Annotated in this window: 17 protein-coding genes and 3 pseudogenes; 10 read left to right on the forward strand and 10 right to left on the reverse strand. The window is 68.9% G+C overall.

Annotation, left to right across the window (positions count from 1 at the left end):
• Nucleotides 1-2 precede the first annotated feature (2 nt).
• The 3 genes from OG937_01275 to OG937_01285 all read right to left on the reverse strand — a co-directional run bounded on the left by OG937_01275 (nucleotide 3) and on the right by OG937_01285 (nucleotide 1,803).
• Nucleotides 3-458: a hypothetical protein gene (locus OG937_01275; protein ID WUD70440.1), complete on the reverse strand. Its 456-nt coding sequence runs from the start codon at nucleotides 456-458 to the stop codon at nucleotides 3-5.
• Nucleotides 455-1,426: a metallophosphoesterase gene (locus OG937_01280; protein ID WUD70441.1), complete on the reverse strand. Its 972-nt coding sequence runs from the start codon at nucleotides 1,424-1,426 to the stop codon at nucleotides 455-457. Before OG937_01280 ends, OG937_01275 begins: the two co-directional genes overlap by 4 nt.
• Before the next feature lie 68 nt (nucleotides 1,427-1,494).
• Nucleotides 1,495-1,803, reverse strand: a complete 309-nt coding sequence (locus OG937_01285) for a cupredoxin domain-containing protein (protein ID WUD70442.1) — start codon at nucleotides 1,801-1,803, stop codon at nucleotides 1,495-1,497.
• Between the two features lie 426 nt (nucleotides 1,804-2,229).
• Here OG937_01285 and OG937_01290 point away from each other — a divergent pair, with 426 nt between their 5' ends.
• From OG937_01290 to tatC, 7 genes are all read left to right on the forward strand, one after another.
• Nucleotides 2,230-2,997 (forward strand): hypothetical protein, encoded by a 768-nt coding sequence (locus OG937_01290; protein WUD70443.1) that lies wholly within the window; start codon nucleotides 2,230-2,232, stop codon nucleotides 2,995-2,997.
• An 11-nt stretch (nucleotides 2,998-3,008) separates the two neighbouring features.
• On the forward strand, nucleotides 3,009-3,215 hold the full coding sequence (locus tag OG937_01295) for a hypothetical protein (protein ID WUD70444.1): 207 nt from the start codon (nucleotides 3,009-3,011) through the stop codon (nucleotides 3,213-3,215).
• A gap of 25 nt (nucleotides 3,216-3,240) precedes the next feature.
• On the forward strand, nucleotides 3,241-4,026 hold the full coding sequence (locus tag OG937_01300) for a zf-HC2 domain-containing protein (GenBank protein WUD70445.1): 786 nt from the start codon (nucleotides 3,241-3,243) through the stop codon (nucleotides 4,024-4,026).
• Nucleotides 4,027-4,650: 624 nt separating this feature from the next.
• Nucleotides 4,651-5,079 (forward strand): ATP-binding protein, encoded by a 429-nt coding sequence (locus tag OG937_01305; GenBank protein WUD70446.1) that lies wholly within the window; start codon nucleotides 4,651-4,653, stop codon nucleotides 5,077-5,079.
• 229 nt (nucleotides 5,080-5,308) lie between these two features.
• A complete protein-coding gene (locus OG937_01310; protein ID WUD70447.1) occupies nucleotides 5,309-5,725 on the forward strand; it encodes a hypothetical protein in 417 nt (138 codons plus the stop codon).
• 940 nt (nucleotides 5,726-6,665) lie between these two features.
• Complete coding sequence (gene tatA / locus OG937_01315) at nucleotides 6,666-6,965, forward strand: Sec-independent protein translocase subunit TatA (GenBank protein ID WUD78594.1); 300 nt, start codon at nucleotides 6,666-6,668, stop codon at nucleotides 6,963-6,965.
• A gap of 272 nt (nucleotides 6,966-7,237) precedes the next feature.
• Nucleotides 7,238-8,182, forward strand: coding sequence for a twin-arginine translocase subunit TatC (gene tatC, locus OG937_01320; GenBank protein ID WUD70448.1), 945 nt, complete (start codon nucleotides 7,238-7,240; stop codon nucleotides 8,180-8,182).
• Nucleotides 8,183-8,307: 125 nt separating this feature from the next.
• Here tatC and OG937_01325 read toward each other — a convergent pair whose 3' ends face one another.
• Nucleotides 8,308-8,475, reverse strand: a complete 168-nt coding sequence (locus OG937_01325; GenBank protein ID WUD70449.1) for a hypothetical protein — start codon at nucleotides 8,473-8,475, stop codon at nucleotides 8,308-8,310.
• Nucleotides 8,476-9,110: 635 nt separating this feature from the next.
• Entirely contained in the window at nucleotides 9,111-9,341 is a 231-nt protein-coding gene (locus OG937_01330) for a hypothetical protein (protein WUD70450.1), read from the reverse strand.
• Nucleotides 9,342-9,857: 516 nt separating this feature from the next.
• Here OG937_01330 and OG937_01335 point away from each other — a divergent pair.
• Both OG937_01335 and OG937_01340 read left to right on the forward strand, forming a co-directional pair.
• Complete coding sequence (locus tag OG937_01335) at nucleotides 9,858-10,631, forward strand: enoyl-CoA hydratase-related protein (GenBank protein WUD70451.1); 774 nt, start codon at nucleotides 9,858-9,860, stop codon at nucleotides 10,629-10,631.
• A gap of 26 nt (nucleotides 10,632-10,657) precedes the next feature.
• Complete coding sequence (locus OG937_01340; GenBank protein WUD70452.1) at nucleotides 10,658-11,812, forward strand: NAD(P)-binding domain-containing protein; 1,155 nt, start codon at nucleotides 10,658-10,660, stop codon at nucleotides 11,810-11,812.
• 162 nt (nucleotides 11,813-11,974) lie between these two features.
• On the opposite strand, the gene OG937_01345 is transcribed toward OG937_01340, so the two are convergent.
• The 4 genes and pseudogenes from OG937_01345 to OG937_01360 form a co-directional block, all read right to left on the reverse strand.
• Complete coding sequence (locus OG937_01345; protein WUD79089.1) at nucleotides 11,975-12,193, reverse strand: hypothetical protein; 219 nt, start codon at nucleotides 12,191-12,193, stop codon at nucleotides 11,975-11,977.
• 248 nt (nucleotides 12,194-12,441) lie between these two features.
• Entirely contained in the window at nucleotides 12,442-12,645 is a 204-nt protein-coding gene (locus OG937_01350) for a hypothetical protein (GenBank protein WUD70453.1), read from the reverse strand.
• Between the two features lie 313 nt (nucleotides 12,646-12,958).
• A pseudogene (locus OG937_01355) lies at nucleotides 12,959-13,263 on the reverse strand (arsenic resistance protein).
• Nucleotides 13,264-13,453: 190 nt separating this feature from the next.
• Entirely contained in the window at nucleotides 13,454-14,578 is a 1,125-nt protein-coding gene (locus OG937_01360) for an SMI1/KNR4 family protein (protein WUD70454.1), read from the reverse strand.
• 169 nt (nucleotides 14,579-14,747) lie between these two features.
• Between OG937_01360 and OG937_01365 the strand changes: the two are divergent.
• Nucleotides 14,748-14,852 (forward strand): annotated as a pseudogene (locus tag OG937_01365) (IS5/IS1182 family transposase).
• A gap of 215 nt (nucleotides 14,853-15,067) precedes the next feature.
• Here the strand turns inward: OG937_01365 and OG937_01370 are convergent.
• A pseudogene (locus tag OG937_01370) lies at nucleotides 15,068-15,707 on the reverse strand (helix-turn-helix domain-containing protein).
• Nucleotides 15,708-15,729: the final 22 nt, after the last annotated feature.

Genomic DNA, 15,729 nt, shown 5'->3' on the forward strand with positions numbered 1-15,729 from the left:
GTTCAGTCCGGTGGTGTGCCGGTGGTGGCCCGGTTCCGGATCGGTGGCATAAGGGGTGGTCGGGCAGCACGGTGTTGCGTGGCCACCGTCATCTGCCAGGTCACAAGGAGCAGCAGCGTTCCGGTTTCGGCGAGGAGGCTGAGGAGGGCCTGTGGTGCGGGCTGCAGACCGCGCTCGGTGAATCCGAACACTCCGACGGTGCGCGAGGCGACGAAACCGCCGAGGGCCCCGAGCGCGACGCCTGCCGCGGCAGCCCTCAGCAGCAGGGGTGGCGTCCCCCACAGGAGCAGGGCGGCGAGGGCGAAGGAAGCGCCGGCCTGGAGGAGGAACAGGGGGCCGATGAGGTGGATGAAGCGGTACTCGTCGAGGTAGAGCTGGGCGTGGATGTATCCGCCGGCGGCGAGGGTTGCGGCAGTCGCCCACCGAAAGACGGGGATGAGCAGTCTTCGGGTGTTCATGCCAGCCTCTGATCCTTGATGGCCAGTTCGCGGTCGCCTTGCCGGTAGCCGACGCTGCGGATGCCCAGTGCGTCCTTGAGCTGCCGGGCGGGGACGACCTGCGGGGTGGGCGCGGGGGCACGGCCCGGCTTGGGCAGGGGGTAGGCGGTGGTGGTGGCGGAGTGGAAGGTGATGTTGCCCTCTGTCTTGGTGAACAGCTGGTGGACGTGCCCGTTGAGACAGGTAACGGAGGAAAAGCGGCGCAGGACGGCGATGACCTTGAGGGCGTCGTCGGTGCTCCAGCCCCACTGCGGGTACATCGCGAACAGCGGGATGTGGCTGAAGACCACGATGGGGGTGTCCGACGACAGTCCGGCGACGTCCTTGCGGACGAAGTCGATCTGCTCGTTGCCGAGGTGGCCGAGCTTCTCCAGGCTCAGGGTGTTGACCAGGGCGATGAAGTGCACGCCGTGGGTGTCGAAGCTGTACCAGCCGTCGCCGAGCGTGCCCATGCCGAAGGTCCGCCGGTAGGCGCGGCCCGCATCGCCGATGGAGTCGTGCTCGCCCGGTACGGTGAAGACACGGTCTGTCTTCATTCCGGCCATCATCTGCTTGACCTGGTCGAACTGTCCGGTCGTGGACAGGTGGGTCAGATCGCCGCTGTGCATGACGAAGTCGGGCCTGAATCGAGGCGAGTTGACCTGGTTGATCGCTTCGGTGAACGATCCGGCCACGTCCGTGTTCGCAGGCCCCTGGAACCCGATGTGGCTGTCGGAGACCTGCACGAACCGCAGCGTGCCGCTTCCCGCGGCGGCGGAGGCGGCACTGGCCCCGGCGTTGGTGGCCCGGGCGTCGGCGTTGGTGGCCCGGGCGTCGGCGTTGGTGGCCCGGGCGTCGGCGATGTGGCTGATCACCTCTCCACCGGCCACGGTCAGTACCACCGCGCCACCGAACCACCCTGCGTGGCGGATGAGTTGGCGACGCGTCATACCGTGTTCCGTATCGGACCGGCCTGTGTCGTGGTCCGGCGCTGCGTCGTGACTGTCGTAGGAGTCGGTCATCGGGTCACCTCCACGGTGGCGGTCATGAACGGATGGATGGTGCAGAGGTAGGCGTAGGTGCCGGGTTTGGTGAACGTGTAGCTGTAGGTGGCGTGGGTGGCCAGGGCGGCGGACTGCAACGGGCCGCCCGTTGCGGCACTGGTGACGGTGTGGTCGTCGGTGTCCTGGTTGGTCCAGGTCACCGTCGTACCCACCTTCACCTTCAACGTGGCCGGGGAGAATGCGAAGTTCTTGATGGCAACGGCGTTCCCGGTCACCGGCGCGGCCGGCCCGCCCGCGCTCGAGTGACTCGTGGGCATGCTCATGCTGGGCATCGGCGAGGCGCCGGGAGGGGTGCCCGCCGCGTTCCCCGGCCCTGTGGCACCGGGCATCCCGACCGTTCGGTGCTGGCCCGGACCGGGTGTGAGGACGCCGGCTCCGGAGGACGAGGAGTGCGGCGACTGAGCGCATGAGCTGAGGAGCCCGAGCGCGCCGACGGTGGCGACGGCCAGCCCGGCCGCAACGCGTGATCGCCGGCCCGGTGTGCGGAAGTTCAGATGCATGGTGGTGGTTCCTGACTGGTCGGGCGGAGACGTGGCTGCGACGGCAGGGGCGCAGACAACCGCGGGGATGTGTGGTGGATGCCGTGTTCACGGCCTGTTTCGACCGCTGCACGCGGCCGGCGCCGAGCAGAGCCGTCGCCGTGGTGTGCGCCGGGTACGGGCCGAGGCCACGCGGTGGCGCCGGCTTCGATGTACGAGGGCACGGCGAGCGTGGCCGGCGCCGGGAACGCATGCGCCGCGTGGTGCGTCTCGGTCGCCTGCGATCCGTCCTTTGGCACGTGGGGAATCGATGAGGAACTGCGGGAAAGTCGGCTTCTGCCCGGCTCCACGGACGGCGAGGGCCATACGGTTCGACATCCATGCACTTTGGTGAAGTCTTGGCATCGCCGCAGACCGGTCGGCCCGCCCGGGCGCTGTGCACGAAGGATCCCGGTGACGTCGCGGGACCAGCCACCGGCACACCCCCCGCGGCACTCACACAGTGCTGCCCGCGGCTCCCGTGGCACTCACACAGTGCTGCCCGCGCCTCTCCGTGCGTTACAGAAAAAAGCTGTACATGTACGCGCCAATCGACTTACGTCCCGGAGTTCCGAAAACGTGACCCAAAGACCCATCCGGATCGCTCCGCGCGCCGTGTATTTGGTAAAGGGACTCTTTCGACCGCAGAGGAGGAACCGCTGCGCACTCCCGTACGCGGAGCACGCAGGGCCCCTGTTTCCCTACGTGCTGCGAGCGACCTCAGGAGATCGGCAATGGGCGGAGGACGTGGTGCAGCAGACGCCGCCGCGGGCGTGGCAGCATCCCGCCGCATTCGATCCCGCACGCGGCCCGGCCCGGGCACGGCCGTGCGCCCTCGCCCGGCATCCGGTCATCGACGCCCACCGGGCCCGGCGGGCCAGGCCTGCCGAGGCCGACCGCGACGTACCGGAGCAAGCCGCCGAGACGGCACCCGGGTGATTGCCGACGCCGTGCCGACACCGGCCCCGGACCACCGCGCGGTGCCGCCGAAGACCCACTACCGGGGCCGGACCATGGTGAAGGCCGCACGGGTGCCGGGCATCGCGCCGGGCACCGTGAACCCGCGGACGTACCCCGCCCTGCACGTGAACCCGCGGACGTACCCCGCCCTGCACGCCCTGCGACCGGCGCTCCGGGAGCGGGGGCTCGAGCCATGACCGTGGCGTGCAGGAGGTGGCGCCCATGAGTGCCAAGCACCACGCCCTCCGGCTGGCGCTGGGGGGATACGTCCTGAGCACACTGCCCCCGGCAGAAAGGGAACAGGTGCGCGTCCACCTCACGCAATGCGACGAGTGCCAGGCCGAACACATCCGGCTGTCGGGACTGCCCGCGCTGCTGGCGACGGTGACCGCGGCCGAAGCCGCGGGCCGCACCGCGCCGGCCGCGGACGGGGAACCGGCCGACCGACTGGTGGCACGGGCAGCCAAAAACACGCTCGGCCCTTCGCCCGCGCGGCCTGCGGCGCCGGCCACGCCGGCACCACAGACGGGTGCCCTGGACAGGCTCCTGGGACAGGCCGCAGCCCGACGCCGCAGGACCTGGCGTCTGCAACTGGCCGGCGCCGCCGCCTGCCTGACGTTCATCGCAGCAGCGGCCGGCGGCACATGGCTGGCGGCCATCGGATCCCTCAGCAGTCAGGCGACGCCGCCCGGGCCGACCGCACCGGCCGCCTGGCGCACGTTCTCCGCAAGCGATCCCGCCACCGGCGTCTCGGCCACAGTGAAGGTTTACCCCTCTGCCTGGGGCAGCGTCCTCAAGGTCTCCGCCAAAGGCGCCCCCGCCGGAACCACCTGCCGACTCCAGGCGGTCGGGCCCGACGGCACCAGAACGGACAGCGCCACCTGGCGCGCGGGCCAGTACCCACCCGGCACCACCATCCCAGGCGCGGTCGCCATGCCCCCGGGAACCATCGACCACTTCGAGATGCTCGCAGGCAACGGCCACAAACTGGTCACCATTCGACCCTGAAGCATCGACGACCGCCACCATCACTCCGTGCCGCCGCCACGCCCGCACCACCTGCCATCGGGGAGACAGTGCCGGCACCGAGGCAGTTCAACGACCCGGTCGCCAGGCTGCGGCCCCCTCCCGTCACACGGCCTCGGCAGCAGTGGGCCGGCCACCACGGGCCGGCACCTCCCGGCGCAGTTCAACGGCCCGGGCGCGGGACTGCGGCCCCCTCCCATCACACGGCTCCGACAGCGGCGGACCGGCCACCACGGGCAGAAGGGACCTCTCGGGAGCCGGGCACCCTCACTGTCGACTCCCGCGAACCGGCCCGGTCCTGGGCCGGCTCGATGCGTAAGTGCACCGACGATCGAGCGAGGGGGAGGGAGCCACCGGTGTCCTGCCCGGCCGGATACGGCATCGATCAAGCTCCGACACCGGCGCATGGGTCCAGCCAGGCCGCCGTACCAATGCAACCTGCAAGAAATCGCGCAAAAGGAGCGAATGGCTCGAACCGATGGGCATGCGCCGTACGTGGAACTCAATGAGCGCGCCCATTTGAGGACCGGCCCACCGACCGCCCCGACGTTGCCGGCGGTCTCCCCCGTTCCGAGCTCCGCACCTCCACGGAAGAGCCAGAAGACCATGTTTGTGACCGATTCCCCCCGCCCGAGCTCGCTGCTCGACCAACCCTGCCGCCGCCAGGCGTTGCTCACCCTGCCCGCGCAGGAGGCGCACGTCTCCGCCGCTCGTCACTTCGCGGCCGATCTGCTCGAGTCCTGGAGCGTGCCCACAAGCGAGCGGGACTCTGCCGTTCTCATCGTCGACGAACTCGCCACCAACGCCGCCCAGTACGGCCGCGAGCGCATGACCCTGATGCTCGTCCTCGACCACGGCACTCTTCACATCGTGGTCACCGACTCCGGCACGACCGTAAAGCGCCCCCGCCGCGACATCGCCCCCGACGAACACGGCCGCGGCACCGGCATCGTCCAAAACCTCGCCCAGTCCACCGAAGTCCACCAAACACGCAGCGGCCGCGAGGTCCGCGCCTGCCTGAGGTGCCCGGTATGACCGGCCCGGACATTCCGCGCGAGCTGCGACACCGGGTCACCCGAGCACCCCGCACATGGGCCTCTCCGACCCAGGAGCCCCGCCCCACCGACGGCCGCCCAGACCCGGCCCAGGTTCCCCTGCGGTCCGCGGCACATCCACCGGCCCTCGACCACGGCCACCCCCACTACGACAGGGTGCCGTCTCGACGCTGCGGCGCCGGCCCTTGCGTACCGGCGCAGTGGTGACCATGGACCTCACCCCGAACAGCCATGAGGACATCGGCGCCCCGCCTGCGCGCGAGGCGTACACCAATGCGCCCGATCTGCACCGCGAGATACACCACGTACTCGCTCTCGAGGCCGAACGCGACGGCCGCGGGGCACGACCCGTCACCGGCCCCCCGCTCAACGCGACCGCCGCCGAACGGGCCCGGCTCCTACGCCGAGCCGCCCTCATGGACCGAATCGCCCTGAACGACCCCCGCCCCGGCCCTCTCGCAGCAGCCGCAGAAACCGCCGCACAACTCCTCCTGCACGACCACCGCCATCCCGACCTCGTAGCCGGCCCACACCACCCCGACGCGACCACGCCCACCCCCAACCCCCGCTTCTACGTCCGCCAGGAGTACGCCGCCTGGACCGCCGCCGGACGCCCCGGAACCTGAACCGACACCCACCCGAGAAGGAAGAAGGACACATGACCCGCAAGGACATCGACACCCGGCACGCCCCCGCAGCAGCCAGCCGACTCCACTCGCCCCGACTGCCCCGCCCGACCGCCACGCGTGAACATCGCGCCAGTCGGCAACAGGAACGATCACGCCAGTCAAAGCCGATGAACCCACCGTGGCCGAACGCGAAGACGCACCCGCTGTTCCGGGTGCCCGAACGCGGTTGCTCCCAGGAGCAGCAGCCGGGCCTCCAACCGGCCCAAATGCCCCCGCACACTCCGCGGGCCGGGCAGCCGGCGCAGGTGGCCATGCAGGTCACAGGCGGCGAACTGCGCCTGGCCACAAGCCCGCCTCCGGTCCGGCTCCCTGCGGTTGCGGCGGCGACGGGCGACGAATTCGCTTGCAAGGCCTGGCTGGACGACGCCGTGGGAATCTCCCGATGGCACGGGCGGCGGACACCGGTGAAACCACCGTGCCCAGTGCACCGGGAAACCTCCTCCCAGGCGCCCGCGCACGAGACCGCGGGCGCGGGCACGGACGCCGGCCTGCCCGGCCACCTCCTGCGGATCGCCTTCTGCGACGACGAGTGCCAGCCACCCGTCGGTGCAGAGCCGGAAGGGGAACGCTTCGCCCCATCGGCGGACGGGCAACCGTGCCGGACGCGCCCGCCCGCGGCAGCGGGCCGTCGTCCACGGCCGAAGGTGCGTGCCTCCCGCGACGTCTACCTCCCGCAAGACCCGGTCGCGAGCCGGACTCTTCCTCGGGCAGCGGCCGAGGCCCTGAGCGCGCCCGCAGAGCGCCGGGGCCATGGTCGGGGCAGCACGACACGATGCGCCGCGGACGCCCCCGTCCCCACCACCGCCTCGCACGAACAAGCGGCACGGATCGCCGAGACAGGCACGAAGGCCGACACGTTCGAAGGGGCGGTGTGACGATGTTCCGCAACGCGCTGGAACCCTGGCACCTGCTGATCCTGGTCGCGGTGCTGGTTTTGATCTTCGGCTCGAAGAAACTACCCGACACGGCCCGGGCGCTCGGCAAGTCCATGCGGATTCTCAAGAGCGAGACCAAGGCCATGAACGACGACGGCGCCTCAAACGAGCCACGCCCCGAGCCTGCACCTGCACCTGCACCTGCACCGGGACCGGGACCGGGAACGGGAACGATCCCGGACGCTCCCGAAGACAGCGCCACCTCCCGCACCGCGCCAGCGGACAGCACGACCAGCCGCTGAGACTGAGCCCGGTCGTGCGCGCCCTCGGCACATCCCCGCACGAGACGCTGCCCGAAGACCTGCCGGCCCGCTCACCTCTCGCGCTGCCGGGCCGCCCGCATCACTGTCCGCGGTTTCGCCCGGCGCCCGGGCCGAAGCAGCGACCACGGTAAGTGGTGCCGACCCGGACAACCGCCTCCCGGACGCGCCACCGGCCGCAACCGGCGCCACGGCGAGCCGTACTGACGCAGGGCCGGTAATCTCCGGTCCGCCGCACGAGATGAGGACGTGGCGTGCCCCAATCGGCCCGCAACAAGGAAAAGGATCCCGAGCGGCGGATGCCGCTCGCGGAGCACCTTCGTGAGATCCGTAACCGGCTCGTCAAGGCCCTCCTTGCCATCCTGGTCGTCACGATCGCCGCGGCCTTCCACTACAAGGGCATCGTGAACTTCTCCACCAGGCCGGTACTGGACTCGGTCGGCTGCCCGACGTCCTTCGCCGATCTGGCCAAGCGGACCGCAAACACCACCTGCGCGCGGATCACGATCAATGGTCTGCTCGCGCCCTTCACCCTGACGCTGAAGGTGTCCCTCATGGCCGGCGTCGTACTGGCCTCGCCGGTATGGCTGTACCAGCTGTGGGCGTTCGTTGCCCCCGGCCTGCACAAGCACGAGCGGAGATACGCTTACGCATTCGTCGGCGCGGGCGTCCCGCTGTTCTACGGCGGCGCCTTCTTCGCCTACAAGGTGCTGCCCACGACCGCGAAGGTATTGATCGGCTTCACCCCGCACGGGGTGGACAACCTGCTGCCGCTGGACGATCTGCTCGACCTCGTCACCCGCATGGTCGTCGTCTTCGGCCTCTCCTTCGAGATGCCGCTGCTGCTAGTGATGCTGAACCTCACCGGAGTGCTGTCCGGACGGCGGATAATCGGCTGGTGGCGCGGCATGATCATGGGAATCACGGCCTTTTCGGCTGTGGCGACGCCGAGCACGGACCCGCTGACCATGCTGGCGCTGGCCGCGCCGATCTGGGTGCTCTATTTCGCCGCCGTTGTCTTTTCCCTTCTCAACGACCGGCGCAAGGCCCGAAAACAGGAAGCAGAACCCGGCGACCACGAGATCTCCGACCTCGACCTCACACCGCAGGACATCGGCGAGGTGGAACCAGTGTCCGCCAGCCAGGCCCTGCCTGCGCAGCCGGACACCGACGACCGCTTCGACGGTGAGACGACGTGACCTGAGGGGCCTTCAGCAGGGACGAGGACTGGCGCGGCGGCCCGTGAAGGCGATGCCATTCAGATAGGGGTCAATCCGAGCCGGAACAGACCGAGGCCGGGTGAGAGGGCGTGCCGGTGCTGAGGTCAGACCTCGGTGAACATCCCGGTGCCGACCTGCTTTATCCTGCAACCCGCAGCAGACACGCTTTCAGGAAGCCGGTCATGCAGGTGCCGGCGGCGGCCATAGTGGAAGAACTCACAGGTGGCCGGCCCGCACGGCGTCCGCGACGGCTTCGCCCAGGGCTTCAACATCGGGGGCTCCTACTCGTACTCGACCGGGGGGGAGGTGAACATCCGTGCCATCGGGTGTACAGCCGCGGGCCTGGTTCTTGGTCTGCTGCCGTTGTCGGCGGTCGCCGCGTGCGGCGAGGAACCAAAGCAGCACTTCCCGGACGCCTTCCCGGGCACGCACACCGATGTGAGTGCGCCTCATGCGTATCGTGACTTCGGCCTCGATGTGCCGGCGTCGGCGAGGTCGTCGGGTATTGCGCGTGGTCTGCGGACGACGAGTACCCGATGGCGGCGGTGACGCGGATGCCCTGTTCCGCGGCCGGGGTTCGTATCCGGCAGCGGACTGCATAAAGCCTCCTCACAGAAGACCGACATCGCTGGTGCCCAGGTCTTCGCGCGGGACCACGGCCGGGCCGACAAGGACAAGGACGAGAGCTACCTCCGTGACACAGACGCCTTGGCCGTCGTGGTCCACCGGACGGGCACGGAATGCAAGGTGTACGTCCACGCGTGATGAACGTGCGGTCGGGCTGAGGCCCAATGCCCAGCGCGAGTCAGCCGGTGAGCCGGCCACGTTGGTGGCCGATACAGCGCGCTGCCGTCGCCAGGGACTGCACCGCTCCTGGGCCGCGTTGGCCGCTTTGGTACCGGCAGCGTTAGGCGCGCTCGTCTGCGTTACGCCGCTGGGTGGTCTTCGTCGGAGGCTTGCGGATGATGTCCTTGTCACCCGGCCCACGAGGTATGTAGGAGAAGCCGTCTGCCGTGTCCGGGTCAGAGTGGACGACCGCGCCTTGCGTCTCGAGCATGGCTCGCCATGACTCCAGACGCTTGGCCTTGTCCTCGTCGAGTGACAGGCCGGCTCGCCGACGGGCGTCTACGCGCAGCATGATCACCGGGGTACAGCTGACGGTGCTCCCTGGATTGACGCGCCCCACCCTGCACCCCTTCACCGACGCGCAGGCACGGGGCTTCTCATCCAATCTGGAACGATCGGTCATTCCAAATGCTAGGTTCGATCACACCCTCCGCGCGCCTCGGGTGACCTCACCTTCTGGGCGCGACGGAGGGTCATTCTGTAATGATCGGTAAGGGAAGTGGGAAGCATGTCAGGGCTGCAGTCGAAGGTGATCGTTGTGACCGGCGGTACGGCTGGAATGGGTGTGGCGTTCTCGCGTCGCGCCGCCGCGCCCGACACCCGGTGCCGGGGCAACCACCCAGTTCGGGTGGGACCCCGTTCACCACTTCCGAGGACGCAGCCACCTTGCGTCTCAGTATCAGACTGTCCAGCCCGGAGGGGGAACTCCAATGTGGACGGAGTCCGCGATGTGGCGCTGTCCCGAGCCGACTCGGCCACGCCTCGCCCATTCGGGATAGATCGCCAGAATCTACGATAAAATTATCTTGTGGCCGCATATGAGAATCTCGTCATGGCCAGTCAAGGGGATTCCGTCTGGATCACCCTGAATCGGCCTGAACGCCGAAATGCCTTGAGCTGGGAGCTGCTTCGCGAGTTGCAGAAGGCACTGACCGAGGTGGCGGGCTCGCCGGCGGTAGGGGTTGTTCTGGCGGCGAATGGACCGGTTTTCAGCGCCGGGCATGACTTCTCCGACGTGCTCGCACAGGACGCCAAGGGCATTCGGGAGTTGCTGCATCTGTGTACGGACGTCATGCGGCTTCTTCAGTCCGCACCGCAAGTGGTGGTGGCCAGAGTGCATGGTTTGGCCACGGCCGCAGGTTGTCAGCTCGTGGCATCGTGTGACCTGGCGGTGGCGAGTGAGTCTGCCGGATTTGCACTTCCCGGCGGCAAGGGGGGTTGGTTCTGCCACACGCCTGCCGTGCCGGTGGCCCGCTCCATCGGACGCAAGCGACTCATGGAGATGGCCCTCACCGGCGAGGTGATCGGTTCCCGTACCGCCCTGGAGTGGGGACTGGTCAATCGAGTGGTCCCCGACGGCGAACTGGACGAGGCGGTCGAGGAACTCCTCGCCCGGGCCAGTCGTGGCAGCGCGGCCAGCAAGGCGCTGGGGAAGCGAACCCTCTACGCACAGCTGGACCGTCCCGAATCCGACGCTTATGAGATCGCTTGCGAGGTCATGGCTGATGCCTCTCAGACCCCGGCAGCTCGCGAAGGCATTGCATCCTTCCTGGAGAAGAGGCCGCCGGTGTGGCCCGAGTGACGAATGAACGGAGCCCTGAGACGACGATGCAGGATTCCACGTCGGTGCCGATGCTCATCATCGGCGGGGGGCCGTTTGCGCTGTCGGCGGCCGCGCTCGCCGGTGACCGAGGCGTGGATGCGGTCGTGGTCGGACGGCCGATGGGGTTCTGGTCCGAGCACATGCCGCAGGGAATGCTGCTGCGTTCGGGCATCGACTGGCATCTGGACGCCACCGGCGTCTACACCCTGGAGGCCTATCTGCGGGAACGGGCCCTCTCGCCCAAAGAGGTTGATCCGATTCCCGTGGAGCTCTTTCGTGAGTATGCCGACTGGTTCCGCCGCGCCAAAGGCATCACCCTGAGGCAGGACCTGGTCACGCGCCTCACCCACCGGGACGGCACGTTTCACGCAGAGCTCGACAGCGGCGGGCGGATACGCGCCGATGTCGTGGTCGCCGCGCCGGGTATCAGCTACTTCACCCGACTACCCGATTGGGGCGGCTCGATCCCGTCCGGCCGCGCGTCCCACAGCTGTGACCTGGTCCGCTTCGATGCCCTGTCCGGACAGCGTGTGCTCATCGTCGGGGGCCGACAGAGTGCGTATGAGTGGGCGGCTCTGATCGGTGAACACGGTGCGGCTCGCGTCGATGTGGTGCACCGCCATCCCATGCCCCGTTTCGCGTCGGTGAGTTGGACGTTCTTTGACGACTACCTCGAGGCCACGATGCGGGGTTCCGGATGGTGGCGCCGCTTGCCGGTTCCCGTACGGGAAGCAATCCTGGCGCGATGTTGGGAGGCCGGCCGCGGCACGCTGGAGCCGTGGCTGCCGGCGCGGCTCGATGCGGCCGACGTCCGGATCTGGCCGGAAACCGCAGTGGTCCTGGCGGAGCCGACAGCGGACGGCGGGCCGGTGCGGATCACGATGTCGAACACTCAGTCCTTGACCGTGGATCAGGTGATCTTCGCCACTGGATACGCGGCCGAACTGGCCCGCGTCCCGTTCCTGGCGGACCTGGTGGAACGCATCAAGATGCGAAATGGCTCTCCAGTGCTGGACGAAGCCCTCCAGAGCACCGTTCCTGGGCTGTATCTCACCGGCTTCTCCGCGGCGCAGGATTTCGGGCCGTTCTTCGGTTTCGTCAAGGCCGCTCCGGCATCCGCCGCCCTGATCATGCGCGACATGCTGGCACGTACGGGCTGAAGTGGCGCTCCAGTCTGCATCGAAGCTCACATGGGCCTGGGTCCATCTCGAACACGCATATGCGCGAGCCGGTGCCGCGTCGGCGTTTCGCTGCGACCGTCGCCGACTGTGGGCCCACGGCTGGCCGACGACCGCAGAACCGCGGAACACGTTGGTGACGGGTCAGTTGGGGGCGTTGGCGTTCTGCGTGGGAGCCGCGAACTCCTCGGGGCCCCGCTGTGCCGCCGCCGGGTCCATCCACATGACTTGCCAGGGGTGGCCGTCGAGGTCGAAGAAGCTGCGCGAGTACAGGAAGCCGTGGTCCTCGGCGCCATCCGCCTCAGAGCCGCCTGCGGCGAGCGCAGCGGCAGCGACCGAGTCAACCTCGTCGCGGGATGACACGCTGAGTCCACCGGCGTAAGCGGCCGCCCCCAGCGCCGAACGGTTCGCCGGCCTTGGACCGTCCGTAAGTGGACCAGGCGGAGGCCAGGCAATGGGAGCACCAGGTGATGGACTCCACGCCGCGCAGCACAACTCGCCGCCTGGCTGCGTGACATCAAGGAGCGCTCCGGGCGCACCTGCCGTCACAACGCCGCCTCGGCCGGCAGCGAGCGGTGCTCGCAGCACCGGGTGCCATCGCGCCCGGGTTCCTAGTCGCCGTCGCCGCCCGTCCGGCTCATGCTCCGGCGCCGGCTCCTGTCCGATTGGCGAAGCAACTCGCCCGCAGCAAGCGTCACGGTCGCAACGACGCGGACCCCGCGGGGCCCGCCGCGCTCCGCCCACACCACGCACACGCATCCACCGACGACGAGCGCCAGCACGCCGAGCAGCACCACAACGAACATGTTCTCCATCTCCGCAAACAGAGGGCCCCGCCGACCCGTCACTTGGCGGACGCACCTCACGAGCCGTCGGTTCCCGATCCCACACCCCGCCATGGGCCCGCCACCCGTTCCAGCAGCCCCAGCAACGGCGGCCCAGGCCAAGCGGCAGTAGGTGAGGCATCGGCCGTGACGGCAGAAGGAGCGGGCGTGCCGGAAAGCGCAGCTTCGAGAGCACCAGCTCGATGCACAGGCGCGGATCCGCCGATGGGTGGGATTTCCCGGGGCGGGCGCCAGTCACGGCGGGCGGTGCGCGGGCGAGGCTGGTCTCGGCCACGGGCCCGGGCAAGACCATCACCACCGACACCGACCCGTACGGCTTGATCGGCAGGCAGAAAGGTGAACATGGCTGCGACGACCAGCGGCACGACAGCGAAGTTCACCACCAAGGCCGCGGCCAGGAAGCGCCCGTACCGTAGGGAGCACGGTAGTTCGGCGGCGGGGACCTGGAGGGCGGTCACGAACAGCAGCGCGCCGAGCACCGGGTTGATGGCATGCTCCAGCCCCGGGGCCGGTGGTGGGTGCCGGCCGGCCCAGCGAGCCACCGGCAGCCATCGCCGCTAGGTAGATGACGACCTGGTGCCGGTCCATCCGCTCGACCAGGCCACCGGACCCCCGCTGCGACACTCCAAATACTCCCTCGTGCTGCCATCCACACCAGCTGCAGGCGCCAGCCGCTCACTCATCCTCACAGGTCACGCCACCCAACCCGGCACCGGCAGGGTGGGTTGGGCCGATGGAGTCGGCTACCTCCCTCGCACTCGACCGATGCGGCGCTGAATCATTGGTCATCAGCGGCTGGTTCTGCGTCGTGGGGCTCGAATTCGATGTAGTCGAGGGGGTCCTCGTCGCGGCGTCCGAGCGGGGGCAGGCCCTCGGTCGCGAACCGGCCGCGCAGCCACTCCAGCAGGGTCTTGGTGAGGTCGATGTCGAGCGGTGGGCCTTGGTCGGCATGGCGCGGTACAACGATCAATGGCCAGTCGTCCGGCGTGGCACCTTCGGTCAGCCAGCACAGTTGATCGCCGTCAATGGAGTCGGCGAAGGGCAGGAATCCCCCGGGCTCGGGATAGACAGCCAGGGGATGATACTCAGGAAACTCGGCTCGCTGCCCCTGGTAGGTCTCCGCGTACCACTCGGCCCACGGTGCGAGCGCGTACTGGCCCTCGCCGAAGGGGATGTTGAAGCGCAGCCAGCCGCACCAGGAACCGGCCCCGTACCGCTCCATCAGACGTACGTACTCGCCGGGCAGAGGTGTACCCAGCCGTTCGTACAGCCAGTCCCAGTTGTGCCTACCGAGCGCGGGTATTGTCGGCGGCGGGACGAGTGCGATCAAAGTCTCCAGCCCGCTGCCTGTGGTGAGTGCCGCCCGCTGCCGAGCGGTTGGCGCCGGTCGCCGAGGCGGCGGTGTCCACGCGGTGCGCTCCAGGTCGGTTTGCATGCCACTTCGGGTGGCCACCGGGCGCATGCCGTCGGCCACGAGCCGGGCCAGCGTCGGCACGAGCGGGGTCGCGAAGCGCCGCCAGGGGTCGCGGCCCGCGTTCTCGTCGTCCTGACAGTGCATGACGACCGGCCACTGGTCGGGGTCGTCGGATGCTGTGGTGTCCCAGTAGAGGGTGTCGGCAGTCCGGGTGGCGCCGAAGGGAAGGACACCGGGGGCGTCACGTCGAGCCTGCTGGACCCAGGCCCCATAGTCGAACCAACCGAGATTGACGCATGGCATGTGAAGCCAGAGCCAGGCGCCGATGTCGAGTGGGCCGTACGCGGCGGCGATGGCCTTGTAGTCGGTGGGCAGGCGCGTCCCCAACCAGGACTCGACTGCCGCCCAGTCGACAGGTACGGCGTAGTCGGCCGGCGGATCGCCGAAGATCTCGGCGAAGGCGTTGACGTGCGGGTCTGAAGCATTCACGGGTCTATAGACCTTTACCGGGAGCGAACGGGTGTTGACCAGGAGGGCGGGGACGCACATGAGCTCCGTCCAACCTGCCGGAAGGCCAGGGTGGTTGGGCTGACAATGTGGTGAAGCGCCTGGTAGACGGGCTTTTGACCAAGAAAACCGTCTCCACCAGAAGCTTCGCATGCTTGTCTACCCATCGGGCGTCGACGTGTCCAGGTCTGCCCTACGCTTGCTGTCCACCCGTCTGCTGCAGCACCATCGCGCGATCGGCTCCCACTGGTGGCGTCCGATCCCCCGCTCTGCCCCTGGTCAACAGTTCCGAGGACCTGTCCGCCGGCCACGGGCGGCTTGGCTGGCCGGATGACCGACGCCACCAGCGCCACCGCGCTCCCCCATCCGCCTTCCCCGCCCGGAATGCCTCAGGATCCTGTCAGCATTCGGAGCAGTCGCCTCGCGCCGGCTCGTCCCGGCGGGTTCAGCTGCGCAGCCAGCCGAACAGTCCATTGGCCGCAGGGCTTCCCAGGTGTGGTCGATTCCCTTGCGGCGCCGGTTGATCCCCCACAGCTTGTCGTCGCCGACCGAGTAGCAGCCGTGGATGGTGATGCCGTGGGTGCGGTGGTAGGTGGTGGGCAGTCGGTCGGGGCGGTTCTGTTCCGCCCAGCGGGAGCCGGCGGCGGTGGGGCGGATGCCCAGTGGCCCGAACTCGTCGAAGGCGAACGTGCAGTCCGGGCGCTCGTTGACTGCGTACTCGATCCGTTTCAGCTTTGCGTCGACGGCCGGATCCGGGGACTCCTTCCAGCTCTTCGTCCGGGAAGGAGATCCCGCGACGTGCCAATAACGAGCGCAGGGCCTCCCGGCCGATCCGGACGGGCCTGGCGATGTTCCGGCACAGGTGATCGACCAGTTTGCGGATCGACCAGCGGGTGAAGGGTTCGCCCAGCATGGTGGGGCGGGTGATGGCCGTCTGGATGACGAGGTCCTCGTCGTCACTGCTCAGCAGGCGGGGACGGCCTCCCGCCCACTGAGGCTTGAGGCATGTGAGCCCGATCGCGTTGAAGCGGTGAATCACGTCACGGACGGTGTCCTCGGGACCACGACTGGGCCGACGACGACAAAGACGAGCGCAACCTCCGTGACACAGCCACGGTGGCCGTCGTGGTCTA

Origin of the sequence: Streptomyces sp. NBC_00510 (genome assembly GCA_036013505.1) — a bacterium.
In the GTDB taxonomy this organism is placed as follows: Bacteria; Actinomycetota; Actinomycetes; order Streptomycetales; family Streptomycetaceae; genus Actinacidiphila.